Origin of the sequence: Paraburkholderia sp. Clong3, assembly GCF_050436485.1 — a bacterium.
Lineage (GTDB): Bacteria > Pseudomonadota > Gammaproteobacteria > Burkholderiales > Burkholderiaceae > Paraburkholderia > Paraburkholderia tuberum.
The window spans coordinates 1,979,286-2,004,574 of sequence record NZ_JBNDMH010000003.1 but is presented as its reverse complement, the minus strand read 5'-3'; the positions used below and the strand labels follow the sequence as shown (position 1 = coordinate 2,004,574).

Here is a 25,289-nt window from a genome sequence, read left to right as displayed (position 1 = left end):
TTGCAATTATTTCGTCCGTGCCGACGCCAGCGCTGATCAGCAAAGCGCGATGCGCGCATGCGACGACTGCATCGCGCGGCATAGGCCTTGCTCGACTCTCAGTGATGGCAGCAGGGAACCGAAGGATCGCACCCGTCCTTTTACTTCAGGGAGAACCCAGATGAGCAAGTATCCGAAGGCATGGCTGTTCGCGGCATGTGTGGTCGCGTCGGGCGCCGTCGCGTCGGGCGCCGCGTTCGCGCAGGCGGGCGGCGGTAACGGCAATAGCGGCACCGGCGGCGGCAACGCGCATGGCGCGGCGACCGCGGCGCCGACGGCGGGCAACGAGCCCGCGTCGAATGTCACGGGCAGCACCATGGGATCGACTTCGTCGATGAAACATCATCACAAGAAGTCGAAGGCAAACAATCCGATGACCGATACGACGAACACGCCCGGCGCCAATGCCAGCAGCGATACGAAGGGACAGTAACGCTGGATCGATGCGGGCGCGGCCATGCACCTGTGCGTTCGTCGTAACGCGCCGGCGTCGATTCAGCGCTGAGCCCGTCACTGGGCCCTTGGTTTCGGTTCGGATGCCATTTGCCGCGCAGCGCGCCGCGTACGAACGCGTGCCGTGGCTCGCAAATGTGCCGCGGCGCTTTTGTCTTTCGCGGCGGTGGCATTCTTGCGCACCACGCGCGACTTTTTTAGCAGACTCGTCAACGAACCGTTGATACTGTCGTCGACCGACGACTCCCGCGTCTTGCGTCCTTTGCCACCGGATGCGCGCGCGAGTTTCGCCGCACGCTTTTCCGCCTGCGCGAGCAGCACCGCAAAGGCCACTTCATCTACCTTGAGTCCGCGGCGCGATTGGCCTGGCGCGAGGCTCTGCAACTCATCCGCCTCGAACGCGCCGATGATCGCCGGGTGGATATAGCAGCGCCGGCAGACGGCGGGCGTATTGCGTAGCAGCGTCGCCACTTCTTTCACGGTCGCGACGATATGACGACGCGCTTCGGCCGCGCTGCTGCACATCAAGCGGCGCAATGCCGCCAGCGCGTACACGCTGCCGGCCCACGTGCGGTAGTCCTTGGCGGTGAAGTCCGCGCCGCTTACGCGGCGCAGGTAGTCGTTGATATCCGTCGAGCCGACGCTGTGGCGCGTGCCGTCTTCGTCGAGATACTGGAACAGGTCGTGACCGGGCAGCTCCGCGCAACGTCGCACGATGCGCTTGATGTTCGGATTGTCCACTGTCACGTCGTGCTCGATGCCGCTCTTGCCGCGAAACTGGAAGCGCAATTGACCGGCCCTGATCTTCACATGCTTCTTGCGCAGCGTCGTCAATCCGTACGAGTGGTTATCGCGCGCGTATTCTGCGCTGCCGATGCGGATCAGCGTCGTGTCGAGCAACTGCACGATGGCCGCGACGACCTTGTCGAGCGGCATGCCGGGCAGCTTCAGATCACGCGCCACGCACGCGCGGATTTTGGGCAATGCGCGGCCGAACTCGGCCATCCGTTCGTACTTGTCGGCGTCGCGCGTTTCGCGCCAGCGGGGGTGATAGCGGTACTGCTTGCGGCCGCGCGCGTCGCGGCCGGTCGCCTGCAGATGACCGCGCGGATCGGGGCAGATCCACACGTTTTCGTACGCGGGTGGAATCGCGAGCGAATTGATGCGTTGAATCTCGTCCTCATCGACGATGCGCTTGCCGTCGACGTCGAAATAAATGAAGCCGTTCCGGTCGCGCTTGCGTGTGTAGCCGGGCCTCGTGTCGTCGGCGTGGCGCAGTCCCGGCGGCATCGGTTGGGGTGCGGTGTTGCCGTTCGCGGTGGTCGGGCTGCGTGATGTGGTCGTGGAATGAGTCGCGGTAGCCATTGTTGCAGGTAGAAGTTTCAAACCCGGTTCGAACCGGTTCGCCGGGTAGGTGCGATGTGTGCCGTGTGATCGGCGGGAAGCAAGGGGGATGCCACCGACAAGTGACCAGCGCGCTGAGGCGGAACGGTCCTTGCGGAAAAGTCGACGTGACCAACCGGAAAAGGAGCTTTCATGAGCAGCACACTCAACCCCGATGAAGAGCCGCAGCAGACCGTCAAGCAAACGTCCGGCACGACGGGCGCGCTGGGTCCCAGCGACTCGTCCGATAGCGGCAGCGACGTGGCGGGCGCGAAGCGTCACGATTTCGACGTCGATACGGAGCTCGACAATCACGCGCTCGAAGCCGGCGACGCCGCACTCGGCAGCGATACCGATCGCTCAGGTACGGGCGAGCGCGCGTCGGCCGATGGCGATTCGACGTTGGAGATGGACCGCGATATCGACACCGACCACGTCGTCGATCCGCAAGTGCCGCCGGGCGCGGAACGCTCCGACGAAGACGAAAACGACGTCTGACCACGACGCTTTTGCACGCGCGGCGGCTCGAGCTGAACGGTGCAACCGCAGCGTCGGTGCACCGCCAACTGTCAGCCCGCTGAACACTGCCTCAAGCAGGCGCGTTTTTTGCTGAACCACGCTTAGCGAAGGCGCAGACCTATGCACATGCATCACGGGCAAGTGCATGAGCGCGGCGCCGCACGAAGGAGAGCACGCATGACTGATGCACTGAATGGCTACAAGGTAGCGGTACTCGCCGTAGATGGTTTCGAGCAGGCAGAACTCATGGAGCCGAAACGCGCGCTCACCGAGGCGGGCGCGACGGTCCATGTGATCTCGGCGAAGCCGGGCAAGATCCAGGGCTTCAAACACATCGACAAGGGCGATTCCGTCGACGTCGATGCGACCTTCGACAAGGCCAGTCCCGACGACTACGACGCGCTGGTGTTGCCGGGCGGCGTCGTGAACGGCGACGCGCTGCGACTGCTGCCGCAGGCGCAGGCGTTCGTCAAAGCGGTCGACAACGCGAAGAAGCCGATCGCGGTGATCTGTCACGGCGCGTGGCTGCCGGTATCGGCGGGGATCATCAAGGGGCGCACGGTGACGAGCTGGCCTAGCCTGCAGGACGATATTCGCAACGCGGGCGGCACGTGGGTCGATCAGGAAGTGGTCGAGGACGGCAATCTTATTTCGAGCCGCAAACCCGACGACCTTCCCGCGTTCAACAAGGCGCTGATCGCGCAACTGACGAAGCGCAAGGCGGCTTGATCGCGGGCGGCGCGTTGGCTTCGGAGCCTGCGCATCGGTGATTCGACAGGGAGAAAATGCATGAAATTCCGGTATTCCCTACAAGTGTTGACTGCCGCGCTGGCCGTGTTGGGCGTGAGCGCGGCATCGATCGACACGGCCCGCGCGCAGGCGAGCGATGCGCCCGCGAGCGCAGCGCCGACCGGCGGCACGACGCTGTCACCCGCGGATCAGCAGTTCGTGCTCGAAGCGTCGAAGTCGGACGCCACTGAAATCGCCGCTGGCAAGGTCGCGCTGAAGAACTCCAACGATCCGCATGTCAGGAAGTTCGCTCAACAGATGATCGCCGACCACACGAAGCTGTCGCACGCAATGGCCGGGCTGGTCGCGAAGAAGGGCTTCAAGCCGACGCCGTCCGCGGATTCCGCGCTGGTCGGCAAACTGCAGACGTTGAAGGGCACCGAGTTCGATCAGGCCTATGTCGAGCAGGTCGGCGTGGAAGCGCATCAGCGCGCGGTCGACCTGTTCCAGCAGCAAAGCGAGAGCGGCACCGACTCGCAACTGAAGGCCGCGGCCGCGCAAGCGCTGCCGACCATCAAGCATCACCTCGAGATGGCGGAGCAACTGGCCGGCAAATTGAAGGGCTCGTCATGAACGCGATCCTGCCACGGCCTGCTTATAAGGACTCTCTGATGCAGATCACTTTCCCCGATGACGAAGCGGCCTTCGACGGCGCCAATCTGACCGTGCGCTTTCTTGCGCGCGTCGATGGCGAGCCAGTGGTTTGCGCGATCACTGCCGAGGCTCTGGAAGATCATTTCGGCGCGGAGTCCGCGCTTGAAGCGGCGTTGATGGCCGCTTTCGACAGAGGCCGTCAGCGCATCCGCTCGGTCTGCGCGGAAGCGCTCGACCAGAACGACGGAGAAAGCGTAGTGTTGCATAGCGGACTGTTCAGAGTGGAAGGCATGGAACCGGATCGCGGCGCCGCGGCGTAGGGCCGCTGCGTGTCGCATTGACTGGGCGCGCTGCTTCCGACTCGCGCCCCCGGCGACAGGATGGTCCGCGAGCGGCAATTAACGATAAGGAGGCCGTATGTCACTCATCGTCGCAGCACGCTTCACGACTTTTCCCGCTGCGGAAAGCGCGGCGCAAAAACTGTTCGATGCGGGTTTCGTGGAAGAGGACGTCACGCTGTTTTTCGTCAATCCGCGCGGCCAGCATGCGCGTTTCCCGATCGGCGGCGACACCGATACCGACCCCGGCGCGCGAGAAGCGCCTAAAGGTGCGGGCATGGGCGTGACGATCGGCGCGGTGATTGGCGCGGTGATTGGCGTGGCGATCTTCGCGGTGTTTTCCGCGCCGCTGCTGGTGTCGCTGATCGCGGCCGGCGTCGGCGCGTATGTCGGCTCGCTGGTCGGCGCGATGTCGCGCACCAGGGAGCGCGGCAAATCGGACCATCGCGTGCCGTATCACGAGGAGGCGCGCGATTCGGGCGTGCTCGTCGCCGTGCACGTGTCGCCCGACAATCAGCTGGACGCCGCGCGCGTGCTGCGTGAAGCGGGCGGCGTGTCGATCGAGAAGGCGACCGGCCGCTGGCAGCAGGGACGCTGGGCCGATTTCGATCCGCTGAAGACGCCCGAGCCGATCAAGGAATTCGCGGAGAAGCGCGCGTGATATGAGCGACTCGGCAGACCAACAAAAAACGGCCCGATGACGATCATCGGGCCGTTTTCCGTTTTCCGCGCTGTTTCCACGTCGCGCGACACCCGCGGTTGCCGCGCATCGCGCGGCGGCTGCGATCGTTCGAGCTGCCTTTCGCTACGCATCGGCTCGCGCGAGGTGCCGGGCACGCGTGATGCGTGCTATCGAATGCAGCCCGCCGCACGTCGAACCGCTTCATCGCGAGGCACATAAAAAGGCCCGCGCGGCGGATTCCGCGATGAACGAAACCCTTGGAGGTATTGAATGGCTACCAACGTTGTTTCCGTATTGAATGATCTGGTCGAAACGTCGAAGGATGGCGAAAAGGGCTTTATGAAGGCAGCCGAGGATGCGCACGACGACCAGCTGAAGATGCTGTTCCGTTCGAGTGCCGAGGACTGCTCGCGCGGCGCGCGTGAGTTGCAGGATGCCGTTCAGACTCTGGGCGGCAAGCCCGAAACCGGCGGCAGCATGAGCGGTGCGCTGCATCGCGGCTGGGTCGACGTGAAATCGGCGGTAGCGAATCGCAGCGACCATGCGATTCTTGCCGAGTGCGAAAAAGGCGAGGACGTCGCGAAGAAACGCTATCACGACGCGCTGGAGAAGGATTTGCCGGCGGACGTGCGGGCAATCGTCGAGCGGCAGTACCAGGGCGTGCTGCAAACGCATGACCGCGTGCGCGATCTGCGCGACCAGTATGCGGCGATGAAGCGCTGATCGACGCGTCAGTGCAATAAGGAAGAGCCGGCTCTACCAGCCGGCTCTGTTACGTTCTGTTCAGTCGAATCGGTGCGAACCAATCGCGCGGATGTCAGTCAGCCGCGACCTTCAGATGGTTCTTCACGCTGGTCACGCCCTTCACGCTTTGCACGACATCTTCGGCGGCGGACTTGTCGTCGGCCGACGGCACCGAACCCGTGAGCCACACGACGCCCTTGCGGGTCTTCACGTGGATATGCGTCGATTTGACGTTCTTCGCGGCAAGCAGATCAGCCTTGACCTTGGTCGTGATGGTGCCATCGTCGATATGCTGGCCGACGCTTTCCGACGCCGCGGGCGGGGCCGAAGCGCTGGTCTGGGCGTTCGCGTTCAGCGCGAACGCGACGACGGCGATGCTGCCTGCGGTCTTCAGAAGCTGGATCGTCTTCATGGTTCTCTCCATCAGGTGGTAATGAAAATGGCGGTCTTGTTGGCCGGCGGCCGATCGCGGCCGAAGCCGCTGATGACACACGTGGGGTCGTCGCCGCTACGGTACCGTCAGGGGCCCGTTTCTCGACACCGGACGCTGTACTCGCATCCGCGCTCGATCGAGGCGTTTGCGAAGGGCGGCGTCCGTCCACACACCGTTGCTCCGCAACCATCGTGCCTGCCGGCTGCGAGCCAATCCATGCCGCTCGCGAAAGCCGCATGCACCGGGGAGTTTCGACTGACGAATACGGTTGCAGTGCGGCCATGCGCGAGGCCGCCGGAGAGGAGAAGAAAGGGACCGGAAATTGCCTGCCGTTTGTAAAAACCGGCGCGCCCGGTCAGGGCAATTCATCCTCCTGAATAAACAAAGCGCAATCAAAACAGCGTCTTGCGCGATCTGGTACGGACGTTGCGTTGGTCAGTGAACTCGGCTCGTTGAGTCTGAGGCTACTAACGAACGGGATCATTCCAATGCCTTCAATCGAACTACGTACAAGGCAGTCTCTCGCACTGACCCCTCGTCTTCAGCAGTCGGTGCGGCTCTTGCAATTGTCGGCTCTCGAGTTCCAGCAGGAATTGCGCACGGCGCTCGATACCAATCCGTTCCTCGAATACGACTCATCCGAAGCGGAAGACGTCGCGCTCGCCGGCACGACGCCAGGCGAAGGCGAAGACGCCAACGCGCCGCCCGCCGTCGATACGCTTGCCGCCGCCGAGCCGGACGGACTGCCGGCGGAAAGCGCCGGTAGCGATACGCTCGAAAGCGCGGGCCAGGACGACATGCCCGCCGATTTTTCCGGCGACTACGGTTCGCGCAACTCGACGCGCCAGAACGGCGACGCGGACGGCAGCGACCCGGGCGATTGGGCTCGCTCGCAACCCACGCTGCGCGAGCAGTTGCACGACGCGTTGCGCCTGTACCGGCTAGACGACCGCGATCGCGCGGTGGCCCGTTTCATCATCGAGGCGCTCGACGACGACGGCTATCTGCGGCAATCGCTGGCCGACCTGGCCGATAGCGTCGATCTGGAACCCACGCTAACCGAGGAAGAACTGCTGGTGGCGTTGCGCCTCGTGCAGGCGCTCGATCGTCCGGGGCTCGGCGCGCGTTCGCTATCGGAATGCCTCGCGCTGCAGATCAATGCGCTACCCGCCAATACGCCGGGACGTGACGTCGCGCGGCAGATCGCCGAGCATCATCTGGAAAGGCTCGCGCGCCGCGAGCAGGCCGAGTTGCAAAAACAGATCGGCTGCAGCGCGGAGGAATTGCGTGTGGCTTGCGCGTTGGTGCGCAAGCTCGATCCGAAGCCCGGCAATTGCTACGGCCGCACCGAGGATAACTATGTCGTGCCCGACGTGATCGTGCGTCAGGTGCGCAACAAGTGGGTCGTGTCGATCAATCCGGCGGTGCAGCCGCGGGCGCGAATCCATCGCATGTATGCGCAGCTGTTCGCGCAGTCGGCCGGAGCAAGCCGTTCGCCGCTCGCGCAGCAGCTGCAGGAGGCGCGCTGGCTGATCCGCAACGCGCAGCAGCGCTTCGATACGATCCAGCGGGTTGCCGAATGCATCGTCGCGCATCAGAAGGCGTTCTTCCTGTACGGCGAGATCGCGCTGAAGCCAATGGTGCTGCGTGACGTGGCTGACGAGCTGGGCCTGCACGAATCCACGATCTCGCGCGCGACGGGCAACAAATATATGGCGACGCCGCGCGGCATCTTCGAGTTCAAGCATTTCTTCCCGCGCGAGCTCGGCACCGAAAGCGGCGGAACCTGCTCGGCCGCCGCGGTGCGCGCGCTGCTCAAGGAGATGATCGCCGCGGAAAATACGCGCGATCCACTGTCGGACGTGACGCTCGCGAAGATGCTCGCGGATCAGGGCGTGCTGGTCGCGCGACGCACGGTGGCGAAATACCGGCATCTGATGAAGGTGCCGCCGGCTGAACTGCGCCGGCAGCTTTGACGCGCCGAAGTTATAACGGGGGTTTGAAGCACAACAGTCATTCAAACAGCAGTACATTGCGCACAGGGTCATGCGAGGTTATCCGCTCGCATGACCCTTTTTCGTATCTGGACGTTTCGCCGGCGTGCCTTTACATTGGCGGGTCAATTGGAAAGAGATCGGCGGAACGGATCGCACAACAACGGGTGAGCGCAATGAAGTATTCGAATCTGGTCGAGCGACTGCAAGGGCGGCGCACGTCGGCGTGGGAAATTCATCGGGTCGCGCAGCAGGCGGCTGCCAGGGGCGAAGACGTGATCGTGCTGAGTGTCGGCGATCCCGAGTTCTCGACGCCCGCGCCGATCGTCGAGCGCGCCATCGATGCGTTGCGGGCCGGCGACACGCACTATACGGCGATGGCCGGTCGCGAGCCGCTGCGCGCCGCGATTGCCGCCGAGCACGCGCGCACGACGGGCTGCGACGTGAGCGCCGCCAACGTGGTGCTGACCGCCGGGGCGCAAAACGGCGTGTTCGCGGTGTCGCTGTGCCTGCTCGAAGCGGGCGACGAAGTGATCGTTCCCGAGCCGATGTACCTGACCTACGAGGCATGCGTGCGCGCGGCGGGTGCGACGCTCGTCGCGGTGCCGGTCGATCCGGCGCGCGCTTTTCACGTCGACTGCGACGCGCTCGAAGCGGCGATCACGCCGAGCACGAGGGCGATCTTCTTCGCGACGCCGTGCAACCCGACCGGCGTGGTGATGCAGCGCGCCGATCTCGAACGCATCGCGCGGCTCGCGTGCGAGCACGACCTGTGGGTGCTGTCCGACGAGGTCTATGCGGAACTCACGTTCGAACGCGATCACGTGAGCATTGCGTCGTTGTCCGGCATGGCGGAGCGCACGGTCACGCTCGGCAGCCTGTCGAAGTCGCATGCGATGGCGGGGTGGCGCGTCGGCTGGGCAATCGGGCCAGCGACGCTGATCGAGCACATGGCGCGGCTCGCGCTCGCGATGCTGTACGGCCTGCCGGGTTTCATCCAGCAGGCCGCGTTGACGGCTTTGGAGAACAGGGCGGAGATCGTCGCCGATATTCGCGAGATCTACCGGCGGCGGCGCGACGTCGTGTTCGAGCGCTTGCATCGTGTGCCGGGCTTGCGGTGCCTGTTGCCCGAAGCGGGCATGTTCATGATGGTCGACGTCAGCGGGACCGGGCTCGATACGACCGAGTTCACATGGCAGCTGTTTCGCGCACAAGGCGTGGCCGTGCTCGACGCGAGTGCGTTCGGGGAGACGGCGAACGGCTTCGTGAGGTTGGGGCTGGTGGTGGGCGAGGATCGATTGATCGAGGCGTGCGAGAGGATCGCGCGGTTCGTGGAAGGGGGGCGGGGCCGAGAGGGCGGTGGGTTGTAGATTGCGACGATCCGGTCGCTGGGCACCACGGCCAGCCGAAGGTGGCTGGGCAGTGCGTTCGGCGCGGCTTACTTTTTCCTGCGCACGAATTTCAGGCCGAAGCGCACCAGCCGAGGCATCGTTTCGGGCCGCAACAACCGTGGATCATACCCAGCAAATCGCCGCTCATTCTCCTGAAGACACAGTTGCATCAATTCGGGCACGCTGATATCGACATCCGTTACCGACTGCGCGCCGTTTACCGTGAAGTTGTTATCGTGCTCATGGACGTTGCCGTCAGCATCCATCGCACGTGCGAGGCCAATGCGCTCCCACACCAGAAACGCCCACACACCCGCCACCTTGAGCTCGAAGCGGATGCGCTGCCACCATGAAAGCTGCGCGCGATGCCACGCGACCCAGTTCGCGAACAGCAGAATATGGCGGCACTCTTCCTGCATCACCGGCTCGAATGTCTCGGTCAGTGCCGGCGGGAACAGGCCCGAGCGCCGCGCCACCTCGAACAGGCCGAACGCGAAGAAGCTGTCGATACATTCGCTATAGCCGGTCACGAGGTAAGCCCGTTCCGTGTCTTTCGGATAGACGTACGACGGCTCGCTCGCGAGCGCGATGCCATACGCATGCACCATGCGCGACAGCACTTCCTTATGGCGGTTCTCTTCCCACGCGTTCAGCGCAAGTGCGTCGCGCAGCTCCGGGGTGTCGAGCGTGGCCGCGTAGGCGGCCATGCGCAGGCGCGCCCTGCCTTCGGTTTGCACGGCGATGTCCCAGATCGGCAGATCGACGATGCGCTTGAGCGTCGCGGCTTCGAGCTGCGGCCATGCGAGCACGGCCGGGCGATACGGATTGAAGGTCTCGCGAAACATGCGGCACATTTCCTGCCGGTGCACGTCGGAGCCGGGCGCCAGCGGGCCGCTGACGGTGCTGGTCCAGTGCCGCATCGCGTGGTCGGCGGCGTCGAGGGTCGAGGGGTCGGGCTGCTCGTGCGGCAGTTGCGGCGCGCGAAAGCCGGGGATCAGCGCGGCAGCGTCGAATGCATCCAGTACCAGTTGGTCCATTGGGTATTCTCGACAAGGCGACGAAGGCGCTGTCGATTCTGCCATGACTGCGCAGGTCTGCGCCACGTCGAGCAAAAAGCGCTTTGTAATGTTCGGCGTGCTGTGACGCCGACCGTTGACGCCGCGCAAACTTGCGTCAAGAATCGAGCGCCGGGTGTGCTCCCGAACCCGGCTAGCCCGATTCCAGCGCGTTTCGACTCGTCGCGGAAAACTTCATGATCCATCGCTTCTCTTCTTCATTGCGCCGCTTGCTGACAGCCGGATTGCCGGCCGCCGCGCTGACGGTGACGCTTTCTGTCACTGGTGTGGTGCCGTTCGGCGAACGGTGCATGGCAGCCGAACAGGCCGATGCGTCGAGCACCTCGGAAAGCACGGCAACGGGGGGAAGCACGGACGCCGCCGCATTCGCGCCGATCGCACCACGCCAGGGGCCGGAGGCGAACGCGTCGCCGGTCGGCGAATCGAGCGAGCCGCACGCGATGACGGCGCGCCCGAACGGCGAGCCGCGCAGGCGGACGGCTGCGCGTGGCGACACGCAGGCTGCATCGAATGCACCGGACTCGGCCGACGCGACGGCAACGCCTCGCAACGACAGGGCTTCGACGCCCGCGATTCCCGTGCCGCCCGAAACCACCAGCGTCACCACGCATTCGCTTCGCCTGAACGGCCGCAAGCTCGACTACACGGCGAGCGCGGGCAATCTGTTGCTGCACGACAAGACCGGCGCGCCCAACGCGAGCGTGTTCTATGTCGCGTACACGGTGCCGACCAGGACGCCTGCGACGCGTCCGATCACCTTTCTGTTCAACGGCGGCCCAGGCGCCGGCAGCGTATTCCTGATGATGGGCTCGGTCGGCCCGAAACGCGTGCGCACCGCGAGCCCCGCGAGCACGCCGCCCGCGCCGTACACGCTCGACGACAACCCCGACAGCCTGCTCGATACCAGCGACCTCGTGTTCATCGACGCGGTCGGCGCGGGCCTGTCGAGACCGGTCGGGCATGGCACGGGCAAGGACTTCTGGGGCGTCGATCAGGACGTCAGTGCGTTTGCGCAATTCATCGACCGTTATCTGACGATGAATCAGCGCTGGAATTCGCCGAAGTACCTGCTCGGCGAATCGTATGGCACCGCGCGCGCCGCGATGCTCGCTTATCGGTTGGGGCAGAACAATATCGCGCTGAACGGCGTGATCCTGCTGTCGTCGGTGCTCAATTCCGCGGCGTTCACGCCTGGCAACGATTTCAGGAGCGAGAGTTATCTGCCGAGTTTCGCGGCGATCGCGTGGTATCACGACAAGGTCACGCCGAAGCCCGCGAGCCTGCCGGCCTTTCTCGACGAAGCACGCGCGTTCGCCCGCGGACCCTATGCGCAGGCGCTCGAACAGGGCGATGCGCTGCCCGACGACCAGCGCGACGCGATCGCCGCGCGCATCGCGTACTTCACCGGATTGGACGTGGGGTTCGTGAAGCGTAACCGTCTGCGTCTTTATCCGTCGCGTTTTCGAAACGAGTTGCTGCGCAACGAGTCGCGCAGCGTGGGCCGCTACGATGCGCGTTTCGAAGGCCTGAACTACGACGATGCATCGGAGGATCCGGACTTCGATGCGTCGGTGAGCAGCGTGTCGAATGCGTTCAATGCGGCGCTTCATCAGCATCTGTCGGACGACCTGCACTACACGCCAACCGACCGTTACCTGGTGTTCAGCGACGACGCGTTGAAGCAATGGGACTGGAAACATCGCGAATGGTGGGGCGAACGGCTGGAGCTGCCCTACGCGGGCGGCGATCTGGCTGAAGCGATGCGGCAGAATCCACAGTTGCGGGTGTTATCGCTGAACGGCTACTTCGATCTCGCCACGCCGTTCTATGCGACCGAATATGCGCTCGCGCATCTCGGCCTCGATCGGTCGCTTCGCGAGAACGTGCGCATCGCCTACTATCCGACCGGCCATATGGTGTATCTCGACGATGCCGCGCTGCACGCGATGAAGCGTGACCTCGTGAGCTTTTATACGGCGCAGCCGCGTTGAGATCGGCGAATCGTCGCACGGTGTCGAACGGTATAATTCCCCGCACCGTGGAGTAGCCGCGCGCTCTGTCAACCGGCTTCATCGTTCGCCGCTCATGCCATTCACCCCGATTCCGTCCTTCGCGCGCAAGCGCATTTCCGACGTGGTGTCCGACCAGATCAAGCAATTGGTCTCGGAGGGCACGCTGATGCCCGGCGACCGTCTGCCGGCCGAGCGCGATCTCGCGGCGCAGCTCGGCGTGTCGCGACCATCGCTGCGCGAGGCGCTGATCCGGCTGGAGGCGGACGGTTACATCGAAACGTCGGGGCGCGGCGGTTTCACGGTGGTCGACGTGACCGCGCCCATCATCTCGAAGCCGCTTGCCGAACTGTTGCTGCAGAATCCGCGCACCAGCGCCGACATTCTGGAGTTGCGCCAGGGGCTCGAAGCGATTTCGACGGTCTATGCCGCGCAGCGCGCAACCGCCACCGATCTGAAGAAAATCCGCGCGGCGTTCGAGGCGTTGAAGGCCGCGTCGCTCTCGCGCGATCGCGCGAATCTCGCCGAACTCGATGCCGCGTTTCATCTCGCGATCGCCGACTCCACGCACAATGTCGCGCTGGCGCATGTGATGCACGGCATTCATGCGCTGATTCGCGAGGGCATGCGCCAGTATCATCGGTTGATCGATTACGACGACGCGATGGAGAAGCAGTTGATGAGCCAGCACCAGGCGATTTACGACGCGGTCGTCGCACGCGATGCGCCCAAGGCACGCAAGGCCGCCGAGCGGCATCTGGCGTTCGTGCGAGAGATTTACAAGGACGATGCGACGAAGCCGTCGGCCGCGGTGATTTCCTGATTCCCTGATTTCAAGGCCCGCGCCGTCCGAATTGACACCGCCAACGGACTTTTTTATAGTCTTGGTCAGACCAACATGACCAAGACGGCCAGCCAGGCCACACCGGCCACACCGGTCAACAGACATCGTTCCCGCCGCTTTTCCTGAAGAGCCTATGAAAGTCGCGCTGTTTATCCCGTGCTTTATCGACGCGTTCTATCCGGAGGTCGGTATCGCGACGCTCGAACTGCTCGAACGTTTCGGCATCGAGGTCGACTATCCGCAGCAGCAGACCTGCTGCGGCCAGCCGATGGCCAATAGCGGCGCGCATGCGGACGCCCGCCGCCACGGAGCGACTATTCGCGCGCAACTTCGCGGGTTACGACTACATCGTCGGGCCGTCCGCGAGTTGCATTCATCACGTGCGCGAACATCTGACCGCGCTCGAGCAGACCGACGAAGTGAAGAAAGTACGCGCAGGCGCTTACGAACTGGTCGAGTTTCTGCACGACGTGATCGGCGCGCGCGAATTTCCTTGGGCCGAATTTCCGCACCGTGTCGGTCTACACACCAGTTGCAGCGCGCTGCGTCATCTGAAGCAGGCGTCGGCGTCGGAAATCGCCGGCACGCCGTTTTCGAAGCCGCGCGCGTTGCTCGAAGGCGTGAAGGGCATCGAGTTCGTCAAGCCGGCGAGGCCCGACGAATGTTGCGGTTTTGGCGGCACGTTCTCGGTCACCGAAGAGGCGGTGTCGGTGCGCATGGGGCAGGACAAGGTGCGCGACCATCTGGATGCGGGCGCCGAGTACATCGTTTCGGGCGACATGTCGTGCCTGATGCACCAGCAGGGTTGCGCGGAACGCATGAAAGCCGACGCGCGCTTCATTCATATCGCGCAGGTTCTCAATGGAGCACGCGCATGAGCGGCGACCATCACCGCATCGATCACGCCAAAGCCGCGGGTTCTTTCATCAGCAAGACCGAGCATGTTGCGTTTCACGACAAGCGTCTGTGGGACCTGCGCGAGAAGCGCGACGCGCAGGCGCACGGCATTGCCGAATGGGAAACGTTGCGCTCGCTGGCGTCGGGCATCAAGGAACACACGCTGTCGCATCTGGCCGACTACCTGGAGCAGTTCGCGGCGGCGGCCGAGGCCAATGGCGTGGTCGTGCATTGGGCAGCGAGCGCGGAAGAGCACAACGCGATCGTCCACAAGCTGATGTCCGGGCGCGGCATGACGACGCTCGTGAAGAGCAAGTCGATGCTGACCGACGAATGCCGGATGCGCGAGTATCTCGAACCGCGCGGCATTACCGTGATGGAAACGGACCTCGGCGAGCGCATCCAGCAGCTCGATCATCAGGACCCGAGTCATATGGTCGTGCCGGCCGTGCACAAGCTGCGCGCGGACGTGGCCGAGCTGTTCGGCCGGACCATCGGCACCGATCCGAAGAATAGTGATATCCACTATCTGGCCGAAAGCCAGCGCATGAATACGCGGCCGTATTTCGTGCGCGAGAAAACGGCTGGCATGACCGGCTGCAATTTCGCGGTGGCGGAAACGGGCACGGTCGTCGTCTGCACGAACGAAGGCAATGCCGATCTTTCGGCGAACGTGCCGCCGCTGCATATCGCATCGATCGGAATCGAGAAGCTGATACCGAAGGTGTCGGATCTCGGCGTGTTCGTGCGCATGCTGTCGCGCAGCGCATTGGGTTCGCCGATCACGCAGTACACGTCGCATTTTCGTGCGCCGCGGCCGGGCACCGAGATGCATTTCATCCTCGTCGATCATGGCCGCTCCGAACGGCTCGCGATGGAGGACTTCTGGTACTCGCTCAAATGCATACGCTGCGGCGCGTGCATGAATACGTGTCCGGTCTATCGACGCAGCGGCGGCCTGTCGTATGGCGGCACCTATTCGGGGCCGATCGGCGCGATCATCAATCCGACGTTCGATCTGAAACGCTATAGCGCGTTGCCGTTCGCATCGACACTCAATGGCAGTTGCACGAATGTGTGTCCGGTGAAGATCAACATTCACGAGCAGATCTATAAATGGCGCGCGGTGATCGCCGAGCAGCACGAAGTGCCGTTCGTGAAGCAGGAGGTCCTGAAGATGGCGGGGCGTCTGCTATCGAGTCCGACCTTGTATCGCGCGACGGTGTCGTCGATGGGCAGCGCGTTGCGGCGGCTGCCGAATTTCGTGCTGTACAACCCTCTGAATATCTGGGGCCGGCAGCGCGAATTGCCGGAGGCGCCGAAGATGACTTTTCATGCCTGGTACAAAAAGAATCGCGGAGGCGGCGATGACAACGCGTGAGGCTTTTCTCGCCAAGGTGCGCGCCGCGCAACCGGCCGCGCGGCCGCGTCCCGACGTGCCGCTGTTCGAAGCGGTTGGCGGCGATCTGCGGGCGCGCTTCACGGCGGCGTTGCAAACGATGGGCGGCACTTGCGTCGAAGCGACCAGCGTGAGCGACGTCAGCGATCTGATCCGCGAGCGTTTTGGCGCGGCGGCATCGATCGCATCGGCGAGCGCCGAAGTGCCGGGCACGCGCGTGATCGGCGCGGATACGGACCCCGCATCGCTGCAGGACGTCGACGTCGGTTTGGTCCGTGCGCGCTTTGGCGTCGCCGAAACCGGCTCGGTGTGGTTTAGCGAGCGCGAATATGTGGTCAATGCATTGGGCTACATCGTTCAGCATCTGGTCGTGCTGCTCGATCCGGCGCAATTGCTCGATGGACTGCAAGACGTCTATCGTCGCGACGATTTCCGCAGGGCGCGCTACGCGGCGCTCGTTACCGGCCCTTCGGCCACCGCCGATATCGAGGGCGTACTGATTCGCGGCGCGCAGGGCGTGCGCTCGCTGACGGTCGTGTGGCTCGCGGGCTGATGCGCGGCGGTCGCAGCGCCGGACTTTGCTATCATCACTGTATAAACATACAGGTCCCGCACAAAGTCCGTGGCAACCGATGCTCGCTCAGAGATCCGCTCTGAAGCCTCTTACTACCTGCTGAATTTCGAGAGCGCGCTTGCGTGGCTCGCCGCGCGTTACGACGATCTGCTCGACGACGAAGAGCACGCTTTTCTGGAAACTTTCGCGACGTTGCCGCGGGCATCGCGTGCGCTGCTCGTGCGCATGCTGATGCGCAAAGGCATGCTGTTCCGCGCGAGCCGCCTGGCTTACGACGAAATCGGCTGTCCGTTGCAGGCGGCGATGCCGATGACGGTGCATCGCTGGATCGACACCGAGCCGGCCCTGTCTCTCGACGACCTGTTTGCGCTCAGCACGCGTGCGCAATTGCTGGACATCTTCGCGGACGCGATCGCGCGGATTCCCGGCGCAAAAGCTTTGCGCAAACCGGATCTGCTCGAAACGCTGCGCGAGTTTCATGAAGCCGCAAGCGGCGACGCGCAAGCATGCACATCACGTCCGCTCGCCGCCTGGCACGACGCTTCTACGGACCGCGTGCTGCACGTCGCGATCGCGCCGTTGTGCGATCGCTTGCGCCTGATGTTCTTCGGCAATCTGCATCAGGACTGGTCGGAGTTCGTGCTCGCCGATCTTGGCGTGTTCCAGTACGAGAAGGTCGCGTTCGGGCCTTTGTCGCGCGCGTTCCAGCAACGCGCGGACGTCGACGTCTATCTCGCGCTGCACGCGTGCCGCGAAGCGCTCGAATGGCTACCGGTCGACACCGACACCCCCTCCCTTCACGAACTGATCGCGACCGTCCGCTCGATCGGCACCGCGAATCCGTGGCTCGAAACGCGTCGCGCGAAACTGCTGTTCCGGATCGGCCAGGATTGCGAGCGGCGCGGGCAGTGGGACACCGCGCTCGCGGTGTACGACGCGTGCGCTTGGCCCGGCGCGCGTCTTCGACGCATGCGCGTGCTCGAGCGCAGCGAGCGTTACGGCGAAGCGCTGGCGCTGGCCTCGCAGGCCGATGCCGCGCCTGAGAGCGAAGAAGAGGCGCAGCGCGTCGCCCGGATGTTGCCGCGCTTGCGGCGCAAGTGCGGCGAGCCGGTGCCGCGCGCACCAGCGGCGAGGCCTGTGGAGCGCGGCACGCTGGTGCTGCCGAAGCCTGATACGCCGGTGGCCGTCGAGTACCTGGTGCGCGATCATTTGAGCAGCGACGCCGCGCCGGTGCACTACGTCGAGAACGCGCTGATCAATTCGCTATTCGGCCTGCTGTGCTGGGAGCCGGTGTTCACGGCGTTGCCCGGCGCGTTTTTTCATCCGTTCCAACGCGGACCGGCCGATCTGCACGCGCCGGACTTTCACGCGCGTCGCGCCACGCAGTTCGCCGCGTGCTTCGCGCAGCTCGATAGCGGCGTCTATCGCGACACGATTCTGCGGCATCTGCACGACAAGGCCGGCATGCAGTCGCCGTTCGTGTTCTGGGGACTGCTGACGCCCGAGCTCATCGCGCTCGCGCTCGACTGTCTGCCCGCCGCGCATCTGAAGCTGTGCTTCGAGCGCTTGCTGCGCGACATTCGCGGCAATCGTTCGGGCTTGCCCGACCTGATCCGGTTCTGGCCGGCCGAGCGTCGCTATGAACTGATCGAGGTGAAAGGCCCCGGCGATCGTCTGCAGGACAACCAGATCCGCTGGCTCGCGTACTGCGCGCAGCACGGCATGCCGGTGCGCGTCGTCGACGTGCGCTGGGCCGGGCAAGAGGCGCAGAGCGAAGCGGACGCCGCGACGCAAGCCGAAGCCGAGCGCGTCGTATGAGCTACGTGGTGGCCGTCCGCGCGATGTGCGAATTCACCGCTCGGCGCGGCGATCTCGATCTGCGCTTCACGCCCGCGCCGACTTCGCTCGAAGGCATCGCGGGTCATCAGATGGTCGCCGGCCGTCGCGCGAGCGGCTACGAAACCGAACTCACGCTGACGGGCACGCATCGCAGTCTGACCGTGCGCGGCCGCGCGGACGGCTACGACGGAATCGCGAACCGGCTCGAAGAAGTGAAGACGTATCGCGGCGATCTCGCGCGTATGCCCGCGAATCATCGCGTGCTGCATTGGGCGCAGGCACTCGTGTATGGGCATCTGCTGTGCCGGGCGCGCGGGCTCGGCGAGCTGACGGTCGCGCTCGTGTACTTCGATATCGGCAGTCAGAAGGAAACCGTGCTGACGCAACAGCACAGCGCGCGCGAACTCGAAATCTTCTTCGTCGACCAGTGTGAACGATTTCTCGATTGGGCCGTGCAGGAAGACGCGCATCGCGTCGCGCGCAACGCGGCGCTCGTCGCGTTGCAGTTTCCGTATGGGCGGTTTCGGCGCGGGCAGCGCGAGCTCGCGGTGGCCGTGTATCGCGCGGCACGCGACGGCAAGCCGTTGATGGCGCAGGCGCCGACCGGTATCGGTAAGACTCTGGCGACGATTTTTCCGTTGCTGAAAGCCTGCGGCGAAGACCGGCTCGATCGCGTGTTCTTTCTGACCGCGAAGACGCCGGGCCGCGCACTCGCGTTCGATGCGATCGACTCGCTGCACCAGAGCGCGCCGTTGCCGCTCAGAACGCTCGAACTCGTCGCGCGCGACAAAGCCTGCGAGCATCCGGACAAAGCCTGCAACGGCGAGTCCTGTCCGCTCGCGCGCGGCTTTTACGACCGTCTCGATGCGGCGCGCGCCGCCGCGTTGGCGACGCCACGGCTCGATCGCGCGGCGGTGCGCGAGGCTGCGCTCACGCACAATATCTGTCCGTACTATCTGTCGCAGGAGCTCGCGCGCTGGGCCGATGTGATCGTCGGCGATTACAACTACTACTACGACGGGAGCGCGATGCTGCATGCGCTCACGCAGATCAACCAGTGGCGCGTCGGCGTGCTGGTCGACGAAGCGCACAACCTGCTCGAACGCGCGCGGCGCATGTATACCGCGTCGCTAGATCAAGGCGCGTTCGGGCTCGCGCGCAAGAGCGCGCCGGTGGCGCTGAAGAAGCCGCTCGAACGCTTGCAGCGCGAGTGGAATGCGGTGAAGCGCACGCAGACGTCCAGCTATCAGGTGTATGCGGAGGTGCCCGGCAAATTGCTGTCCGCCGCGCAGAACCTGATCGGCGCGGTAACGGATCAGCTCGCCGACGCGCCGTTGTCGATCGACGAACATGCGCTGCGGGTTTTCTTCGACGCGATGCACTTCGTCGCGCTCGCCGAGCAGTTCGATGAGCACTCGATGTTCGACGTGACATTGAGCGCCGAGCGCTACGCGCCGCGCGACAAAACCAGTGCGACGCTCTGCGTGCGCAACGTGATCCCCGCGCCGTTCCTCGCGCCACGCTATGCGGCCGCGCGTACCACGGTGATGTTCTCCGGCACGCTGAATCCGCAGCATTTCTATCGCGACACACTTGGGCTAGCCGAGGACACGCAATGGCTCGACGTCGAGGGACCGTTTCGCGCGGAGCAGTTGCAGGTGCACGTGGCCGCTCATGTGTCGACGCGCTGGCGTGACCGCGAACGCTCGCTCGCGCCGATCGTGGAGCTGATCGCGAAGCAGTACGACTCCCAGCCCGGCAATTATCTGGGGTTCCTGAGCAGTTTCGACTATCTGCAACGCGTGGTCGCGCTGCTGCGCGAGCGGCATCCCGGCTTGCCGGTGTGGGCGCAGGAACCCGGCATGGACGAAGCCGCGCGCGATGCGTTTCTCGCGCGCTTCAGGACGATGAATCAGGGCATCGGCTTCGCGGTGCTCGGCGGCGCTTTTTCGGAGGGTGTCGATCTGACCGGGCAGCAACTGATCGGCGCGTTCGTCGCGACGCTCGGTCTGCCGCAGATCAACGACGTCAACGAGCAGATGCGCCGCGCGCTCGATGCGCGCTTCGGCAATGGCTACGACTACATGTACCTGTATCCGGGTTTGCAGAAAGTCGTGCAGGCGGCGGGGCGCGTGATCCGCACCGAAGAGGACCGCGGCGTCGTGCATCTGATCGACGACCGCTTTCGCAGGCCGGAAGTGCGGCGCCTGTTGCCGCGCTGGTGGCAGGTTCGCTAGCGCCGCGCTAGCGAACCTTTACGCGCGCGACGCGCGAGGCGTCACGCGTGCGGCGAGGTCGAGCCCGGATTGCCGGGCGTACCAGGGCCGCCGGCCGGGCTCGGATCAACCGGGATCTGGTCGTCGAGCGGCGCGTCGCCCTTGTGCGGAGCGTGGCCGTCCCCCGCGGCGTCGCCGTCCGGCCGGTCGCCATGGCGTTCGCGCGGCAGGGCCGTATCGAACCTGGCCTTGCTCGCCGGGTCCCACGTGAGCAGATGACGCTGCGGATTCGCGATCTCGATGCCGAGTTCGCCGAAGCGCTCGAGGATGCGTCGGTTGAATTCGCGTTGCACGCCCCAGCGCGACGTATCGCGGCATTGCATCTGGCCGGCCAGCGTGATCGCCGAACCGTCGACCGCATCGACGCCCCAGAACGAGAAGTCCGCCAGGATGCCGTCCTTGAAGTTGTCGTCCGTGCGCAGCGATGCGCCGATTTCCTTCAGCGTGTCGATCGCGCGCTCGACGTCCTGGCCGAACACGATATTCACGCGCACCGCCGCGTTGCCGATGCCGCGATTCGTGTTGTTCACGGTCGACACCGAGCTGAACGGCACCGTAAACAGCGAGCCGTCGCCGCCGCGCAGCCGCACGGTGCGAATCGACAGATATTCGACGGTGCCCGACACGCCCGCGAGCGTGACCCAGTCGCCGACCTGCATCGCGTTTTCCATCAGCAGAAAGATGCCGGTGATGAAGTCCTGCACGAGCTTCTGCGAGCCGAAGCCGAGCGCGACGCCGAAGATGCTCGCGCCCGCGAGCAGCGGGCCGATGTTCACGCCGAGTTGGCTCAGGCCGGTCAGCACGACGACGAGCGCGATCACGCAGAACAGCGCGGTGCGCAGCATCGGCATCAAGGTGCGCAGACGCGCGGCGCGCACCAGATCGCCGCTGCTCGTCCAGTTATCGAGGCGACGTTCGGCCGACACGTTGACGAGCTCCCACACCACTAGCGCGATGATCGCGGCGACGGCGATCGTCGCGAGCGCCGAGGCGAGCCGGTGGCCGATCGTGCCGCTGCGGAACAGATCGATGACGTCGACGCCCCACGCCTGCAACAGCACGAGCGCGGTGACGCTGCCGATGATCCAGCCGATCACGCGCCGCAGCGCCGGATAGTATCGGTAGGCGTGCTGATGCACGAGCGAGTGTGACGCTTCGTCCTGCACATGGAAGATGCGCGCGAGCGCGCCGAAGATCACGATCGACACGAGCCGTGCGCCGATCAGTATCGCGAGCGTCATGCCGCCGATATTCACGAGCGCGTGATAGCCGTTCCGTACGTCGAAGGCCCAGACGAACCACAGGCCCATCACGATGACCACGGTCACCACGGCCCACGCGTCCGCGAACGCGTTGCCGAACATCTCTAACGACTCGTGAGCGGCGAAGCGATTGCGGATCCGGTTGGCGACCGGTTTCGCGCAGCGCAGCACGAGGATCGAGATCATCACGTGACCGGCGAGTGCGACCACTTTCAGCAGCGCGAGATGCGCGGCGTCGTTCATGCCAAGCGCCTGCGCGACTTCGGCTAGCGCGACGCCGGCGCCGACCACGCTGACGATTCGCACGATCCAGCCGAGCACGAACGCGGCCCACGCATCGCCCATGCGCAGCAGCCGCAGACGCGGTGCGCTCGGCTCCAGGAAGAACGCGCCGACGATCACGACGCAGCGGCACACCACATAGACGTCGATCAGCGAATCGAGCGCGCGATCCTGCGGCGTGCCGTTGCCGGTGAAGATCGACATCAGCGCGCTCGCCGCGCCGAGGAACACCGCGATCGGCACGAGCCGCACCAGCGTGATCAGCAACGCGCGCGGCAGACGTTGCAGCAGCGTCCAGTGGTGCGTCGCGTTGCGCTTGCCTTCGGCTTCGATGGCGCGGCCTTTGGCGGATGGCGTCGCGTACGGCGCGGCCGGGCCAGTCGCGACGGCTTGCGCCTGCGCTTCGAGCACTGACGGCACCGATGACATCGGGGGCAGCGGCGGCGTGCCGGTCGGCGGATGACCTGCCGGCGCGGCGCCGGCGGCGTGCGCGGGCGGCGGTGAGTTGTCGTTGTCATCCTGCAGCGCGGCTTCGCGGCGCGCGGCGATCGCCCGATAGACGCGCCGCAGCAGCAGCCGCGCCAGCCATTCGAGCACCAGAGCGGGGATCAGCGCGGCCAGCAGCGACCACAGCACCTCGAACAGCACCGCGCGCGCGTGCGGATTGGCGAACTGCCAGTTCCACCAAGCGCGCACCGACGCGACGTCGAGCAGCGCGGCGATCGAGCCGCGCAGCGAGGTCGCGAGATAGCCGGCGTAATGCGCGCCCTCGCGCGCGAGTTGCGAGGCGAGGCCATTGGATTTGAACGCGTCCGGCACGAGCGCGGCTGCGCCGCTTGCGGCGGCGGGCGCCGACGCTGCCGCCGGCGCGGAAGCGGGCGGCGCGCTCAACGCGCCGGCCGCGGCGATCGCTTGCAGCGTATCGGCGACTTGCGCGCGGCGTTTGGGGTCGTTCAGGACAGCGAGCGCGTCGCGGGCCTGCTGAGGTGTCAGCGTGACGGCGGCGGAAGCGGGGGTCGCGGGCGTGGGATGGGCAGGATCAGGCGCGGCGGCGAAGACGGGCGCCGCGCCTGCGAGCAGAAAAATGAAAAAACAGATACGCAGAAATTTTTGCATAGGGTGTAAAGCGGGATGAAGCCAGTGCGGACGATTGTGCCGGAACATGGGCTGTTTCAGCGGGGTGACCCGGGACCGACACGGGGCGGGGCGCTGAAGTTCCTGCGGCGCAGGCCCGCCGGACGGGCGAAAGCGCCGCGAGAGCGGCGCCCGTCGGGCGGGGCGTTGACCCGACAGGATAGCCGATGATGGCCGGCAGGCCTGTCGAAGGCAGCAGAAAGCCTGCCCGGAAAGCCCCGTGGGCGGGGCGGCGCAGGAGGTAGGAGGCCGCTTGCCGGGTGGCAATGCTGGCGGCGGCGCGAGGATGTTCTCGACGACCACGCTACGTGCGGGCAGAGCACGGAAAGTCGGGAATGCTCAATCGCCGTGACCGTGCGCTGCTAAGCGTTCACTACAAAAAACGCTTAAATCCGCGCTTATGCCACTGAAGAGGTCTGGCGCTCTGCTTCGTCATCGGCATGGGGGCCGCTGCTCGCGCCGCGTCCGGCCGGCTCCTGATGCAGCCGGTTCGCGTGCATCAGCCGGTACAGCGTCGCGCGCGAAATGCCGAGTTCGGCCGCCGCATCGGACAGCTTGTAGCCGTGCCGCAGCAGCGCGTTCTCGATCGCATCCTTTTCGGCCTTGCTGCGGATTTCCGCCAGCGTGACCGCCGGGCCATTGTCAGCTTCGGGTAGGCCGAGGTCGCTCGCGGTGATGAAGCGGCCCTCGCTCATCACGACCGCGCGGCGCACGCAGTTGATCAGCTCGCGCACGTTGCCGGGCCACGGATAGTTCGACATCGCGACGATCGCGTCGCTCGACAGGCCGCGCAGCTTGCGCGCGCCGTCCTGCTTGTACATGCTGAGCGCGTAATTGGCGAGTAGCTTGATGTCGCCGCCGCGCTCGCGCAATGGCGGCTCGACGAGGCGCAGCACGCACAGCCGGTGATAGAGGTCGGAACGGAAACGCCCGTCTTCGACGGCGCGCTCCAGATCGACGTGGGTGGCCGAGATCACGCGCACGTCGACGCTGATCGGACCGTTGCCGCCAAGCCGCTCGATCGTGCCTTCCTGCAGGAAGCGCAGCAGCACCGCCTGGCATTCGTGCGGCATGTCGCCGATTTCGTCGAGAAACAGCGTGCCTTCATGCGCGCTCTCGATCCGGCCGAGCTTGCGTTGCAGCGCGCCGGTAAAAGCGCCGCGCTCGTGGCCGAACAGTTCGGCCTGCAACAGGCTCGGCGGAATCGCCGCGCAATTGATCGCGACGAACGTGCGGCCCGCGCGCGGCGAGCGGTCGTGAATAGCACGAGCGGTCAGCTCCTTGCCGGTGCCCGATTCGCCCGCGATGAACACCGGCGCATCGGTCACGCTGCATTTGTCGATGCGCCGGTAGAGCTGCTGCATCGGCTCGCATTGCCCGACCATGCCGTGGCGGCCGAGCGACGGCTCCGGCGCGACGCGCGGCTGACGCAGGCTCGACAGCCCATGCGCGTGGCCGAGCGCGAACACGAGCCGCTCGTTGAGCCACGGCTGCGTGACGAAGTCGAAGCAGTAATCGAGGATGAAACGGCTGACCAGCTCGTTGTCGGCCTGGCCCGGCACGATCTGCGCGACCCAGTTGGTTTCGACGCGGCGCATGCACAGCGCGAGCGCGGACAGCTGCTGTGACGTGCAATCTTCGGGCAACTGAACGAGACCGACCTTGATGTTGCCGCGTTCGATCATGCGTTCCGCCACGGCCGTGCTTTTTGCGTGCACGGCTTGCCATCCCGACGCGGCCAGAAACTCGACGAGTATCTGGTCGGGCGCGTTCGCCACGTACAGAACCGTGCGTTCCATATCGGCCGGCGTGCAAGTCGTAGTCATGGTTCCCCCCGTTCGATCCTCAGGACTGCCGTGCGACGTTGTGAGATTCAGGCGGCCAGTTGCTGCACTCCGGCTGCGACGCATTCACGACAGCAGCAATCACGAACAAGGGACACGCTTCAAGCGCGGCGCGAACCGGAACGCGCTGCATGGCGGACCGATTCATGCAATGGCGGCGACCTTGTCGTTCATTGCTGAAACTGCCCGGCGATTTTTTCCCCGAACCGTGAAAACCACTTGAACCGTGGCTTGCCTCGTTGGCGCTGATAGAAGCGCTCTGATTGGCGCATGGCCTAACGATAAGCGAAAGCGCCTGAAAGCGCCAGACAAAGAAACAGGGATGAAGAATGCGTGTTGGATTTTCGGATTAACACGGATCGCTAATGAATAAGCGGTCAAGGCCGGTTATGCGCGGAATCGCACATTGCGTAGCAATTGCCCTGGTATTAAGGCGTGACTAAAACGGACGGGGCGCGAGCAGTCATGTTTCACAGTTGCGACAGATTGGACAG

At 64.9% G+C, this 25,289-nt stretch carries 20 protein-coding genes and 1 pseudogene; 16 read left to right on the top strand and 5 right to left on the bottom strand.

Features of this window, described 5'->3' with window-relative positions; translation table 11 throughout:
- Positions 1–160 precede the first annotated feature (160 nt).
- Positions 161–472: a hypothetical protein gene (locus OKW30_RS32555; RefSeq protein ID WP_184062466.1), complete on the top strand. Its 312-nt coding sequence runs from the start codon at positions 161–163 to the stop codon at positions 470–472.
- A gap of 77 nt (positions 473–549) precedes the next feature.
- Here the strand turns inward: OKW30_RS32555 and OKW30_RS32550 are convergent, their stop codons facing one another.
- Positions 550–1,857: a DNA topoisomerase IB gene (locus OKW30_RS32550; RefSeq protein ID WP_429348651.1), complete on the bottom strand. Its 1,308-nt coding sequence runs from the start codon at positions 1,855–1,857 to the stop codon at positions 550–552.
- A gap of 171 nt (positions 1,858–2,028) precedes the next feature.
- On the opposite strand from OKW30_RS32550, the gene OKW30_RS32545 reads away from it, so the two are divergent.
- The 6 genes from OKW30_RS32545 to OKW30_RS32520 all read left to right on the top strand — a co-directional run bounded on the left by OKW30_RS32545 (position 2,029) and on the right by OKW30_RS32520 (position 5,520).
- Positions 2,029–2,373, top strand: coding sequence for a chemotaxis protein (locus tag OKW30_RS32545; protein WP_184062462.1), 345 nt, complete (start codon positions 2,029–2,031; stop codon positions 2,371–2,373).
- Positions 2,374–2,571: 198 nt separating this feature from the next.
- Entirely contained in the window at positions 2,572–3,123 is a 552-nt protein-coding gene (locus OKW30_RS32540) for a type 1 glutamine amidotransferase domain-containing protein (protein WP_187630740.1), read from the top strand.
- Between the two features lie 60 nt (positions 3,124–3,183).
- Positions 3,184–3,756 carry a DUF4142 domain-containing protein gene (locus OKW30_RS32535; protein ID WP_184062459.1) on the top strand — a complete coding sequence of 191 codons (573 nt, stop codon included), beginning with the start codon at positions 3,184–3,186 and terminating at the stop codon, positions 3,754–3,756.
- The gene (locus OKW30_RS32530; protein WP_429348650.1) at positions 3,753–4,097 is read left to right on the top strand and encodes a DUF1488 domain-containing protein; all 345 of its coding nucleotides are present in this window, start codon (positions 3,753–3,755) and stop codon (positions 4,095–4,097) included. Before OKW30_RS32535 ends, OKW30_RS32530 begins: the two co-directional genes overlap by 4 nt.
- A gap of 97 nt (positions 4,098–4,194) precedes the next feature.
- The gene (locus OKW30_RS32525) at positions 4,195–4,776 is read left to right on the top strand and encodes a hypothetical protein (RefSeq protein WP_187630742.1); all 582 of its coding nucleotides are present in this window, start codon (positions 4,195–4,197) and stop codon (positions 4,774–4,776) included.
- Positions 4,777–5,067: 291 nt separating this feature from the next.
- The gene (locus OKW30_RS32520) at positions 5,068–5,520 is read left to right on the top strand and encodes a PA2169 family four-helix-bundle protein (RefSeq protein ID WP_184039760.1); all 453 of its coding nucleotides are present in this window, start codon (positions 5,068–5,070) and stop codon (positions 5,518–5,520) included.
- A 94-nt stretch (positions 5,521–5,614) separates the two neighbouring features.
- Here the strand turns inward: OKW30_RS32520 and OKW30_RS32515 are convergent, their stop codons facing one another.
- On the bottom strand, positions 5,615–5,953 hold the full coding sequence (locus tag OKW30_RS32515; protein ID WP_018425284.1) for a BON domain-containing protein: 339 nt from the start codon (positions 5,951–5,953) through the stop codon (positions 5,615–5,617).
- A gap of 509 nt (positions 5,954–6,462) precedes the next feature.
- Here OKW30_RS32515 and OKW30_RS32510 point away from each other — a divergent pair.
- Both OKW30_RS32510 and OKW30_RS32505 read left to right on the top strand, forming a co-directional pair.
- A complete protein-coding gene (locus OKW30_RS32510; RefSeq protein ID WP_184062450.1) occupies positions 6,463–7,950 on the top strand; it encodes an RNA polymerase factor sigma-54 in 1,488 nt (495 codons plus the stop codon).
- Between the two features lie 194 nt (positions 7,951–8,144).
- Entirely contained in the window at positions 8,145–9,338 is a 1,194-nt protein-coding gene (locus OKW30_RS32505) for a pyridoxal phosphate-dependent aminotransferase (protein ID WP_429348649.1), read from the top strand.
- A 68-nt stretch (positions 9,339–9,406) separates the two neighbouring features.
- Here OKW30_RS32505 and OKW30_RS32500 read toward each other — a convergent pair whose 3' ends face one another.
- Complete coding sequence (locus OKW30_RS32500) at positions 9,407–10,396, bottom strand: ferritin-like domain-containing protein (RefSeq protein ID WP_429348648.1); 990 nt, start codon at positions 10,394–10,396, stop codon at positions 9,407–9,409.
- A 215-nt stretch (positions 10,397–10,611) separates the two neighbouring features.
- Here OKW30_RS32500 and OKW30_RS32495 point away from each other — a divergent pair, with 215 nt between their 5' ends.
- The 7 genes and pseudogenes from OKW30_RS32495 (at position 10,612) to OKW30_RS32465 (ending at position 20,234) form a co-directional block, all read left to right on the top strand.
- On the top strand, positions 10,612–12,426 hold the full coding sequence (locus OKW30_RS32495) for a S10 family peptidase (RefSeq protein ID WP_429348647.1): 1,815 nt from the start codon (positions 10,612–10,614) through the stop codon (positions 12,424–12,426).
- A 94-nt stretch (positions 12,427–12,520) separates the two neighbouring features.
- Positions 12,521–13,267: a FadR/GntR family transcriptional regulator gene (locus OKW30_RS32490; protein ID WP_184062442.1), complete on the top strand. Its 747-nt coding sequence runs from the start codon at positions 12,521–12,523 to the stop codon at positions 13,265–13,267.
- A 154-nt stretch (positions 13,268–13,421) separates the two neighbouring features.
- A pseudogene (locus OKW30_RS32485) lies at positions 13,422–14,166 on the top strand ((Fe-S)-binding protein).
- On the top strand, positions 14,163–15,566 hold the full coding sequence (locus OKW30_RS32480) for a lactate utilization protein B (protein WP_184062440.1): 1,404 nt from the start codon (positions 14,163–14,165) through the stop codon (positions 15,564–15,566). Before OKW30_RS32485 ends, OKW30_RS32480 begins: the two are co-directional and overlap by 4 nt.
- Positions 15,553–16,137 (top strand): LutC/YkgG family protein, encoded by a 585-nt coding sequence (locus tag OKW30_RS32475; RefSeq protein ID WP_429348646.1) that lies wholly within the window; start codon positions 15,553–15,555, stop codon positions 16,135–16,137. Before OKW30_RS32480 ends, OKW30_RS32475 begins: the two co-directional genes overlap by 14 nt.
- 69 nt (positions 16,138–16,206) lie before the next feature.
- Complete coding sequence (locus OKW30_RS32470) at positions 16,207–17,976, top strand: VRR-NUC domain-containing protein (protein ID WP_429348645.1); 1,770 nt, start codon at positions 16,207–16,209, stop codon at positions 17,974–17,976.
- The gene (locus OKW30_RS32465) at positions 17,973–20,234 is read left to right on the top strand and encodes an ATP-dependent DNA helicase (protein WP_429348644.1); all 2,262 of its coding nucleotides are present in this window, start codon (positions 17,973–17,975) and stop codon (positions 20,232–20,234) included. The genes OKW30_RS32470 and OKW30_RS32465 overlap by 4 nt, the downstream gene beginning before the upstream one ends.
- 41 nt (positions 20,235–20,275) lie before the next feature.
- On the opposite strand, the gene OKW30_RS32460 is transcribed toward OKW30_RS32465, so the two are convergent.
- Together OKW30_RS32460 and OKW30_RS32455 are read right to left on the bottom strand one after the other, a co-directional pair.
- Positions 20,276–22,933, bottom strand: coding sequence for a mechanosensitive ion channel domain-containing protein (locus tag OKW30_RS32460; RefSeq protein WP_429348643.1), 2,658 nt, complete (start codon positions 22,931–22,933; stop codon positions 20,276–20,278).
- Between the two features lie 416 nt (positions 22,934–23,349).
- Positions 23,350–24,777 (bottom strand): sigma-54-dependent transcriptional regulator, encoded by a 1,428-nt coding sequence (locus OKW30_RS32455; RefSeq protein ID WP_184062431.1) that lies wholly within the window; start codon positions 24,775–24,777, stop codon positions 23,350–23,352.
- Between the last annotated feature and the right edge of the window lie 512 nt (positions 24,778–25,289).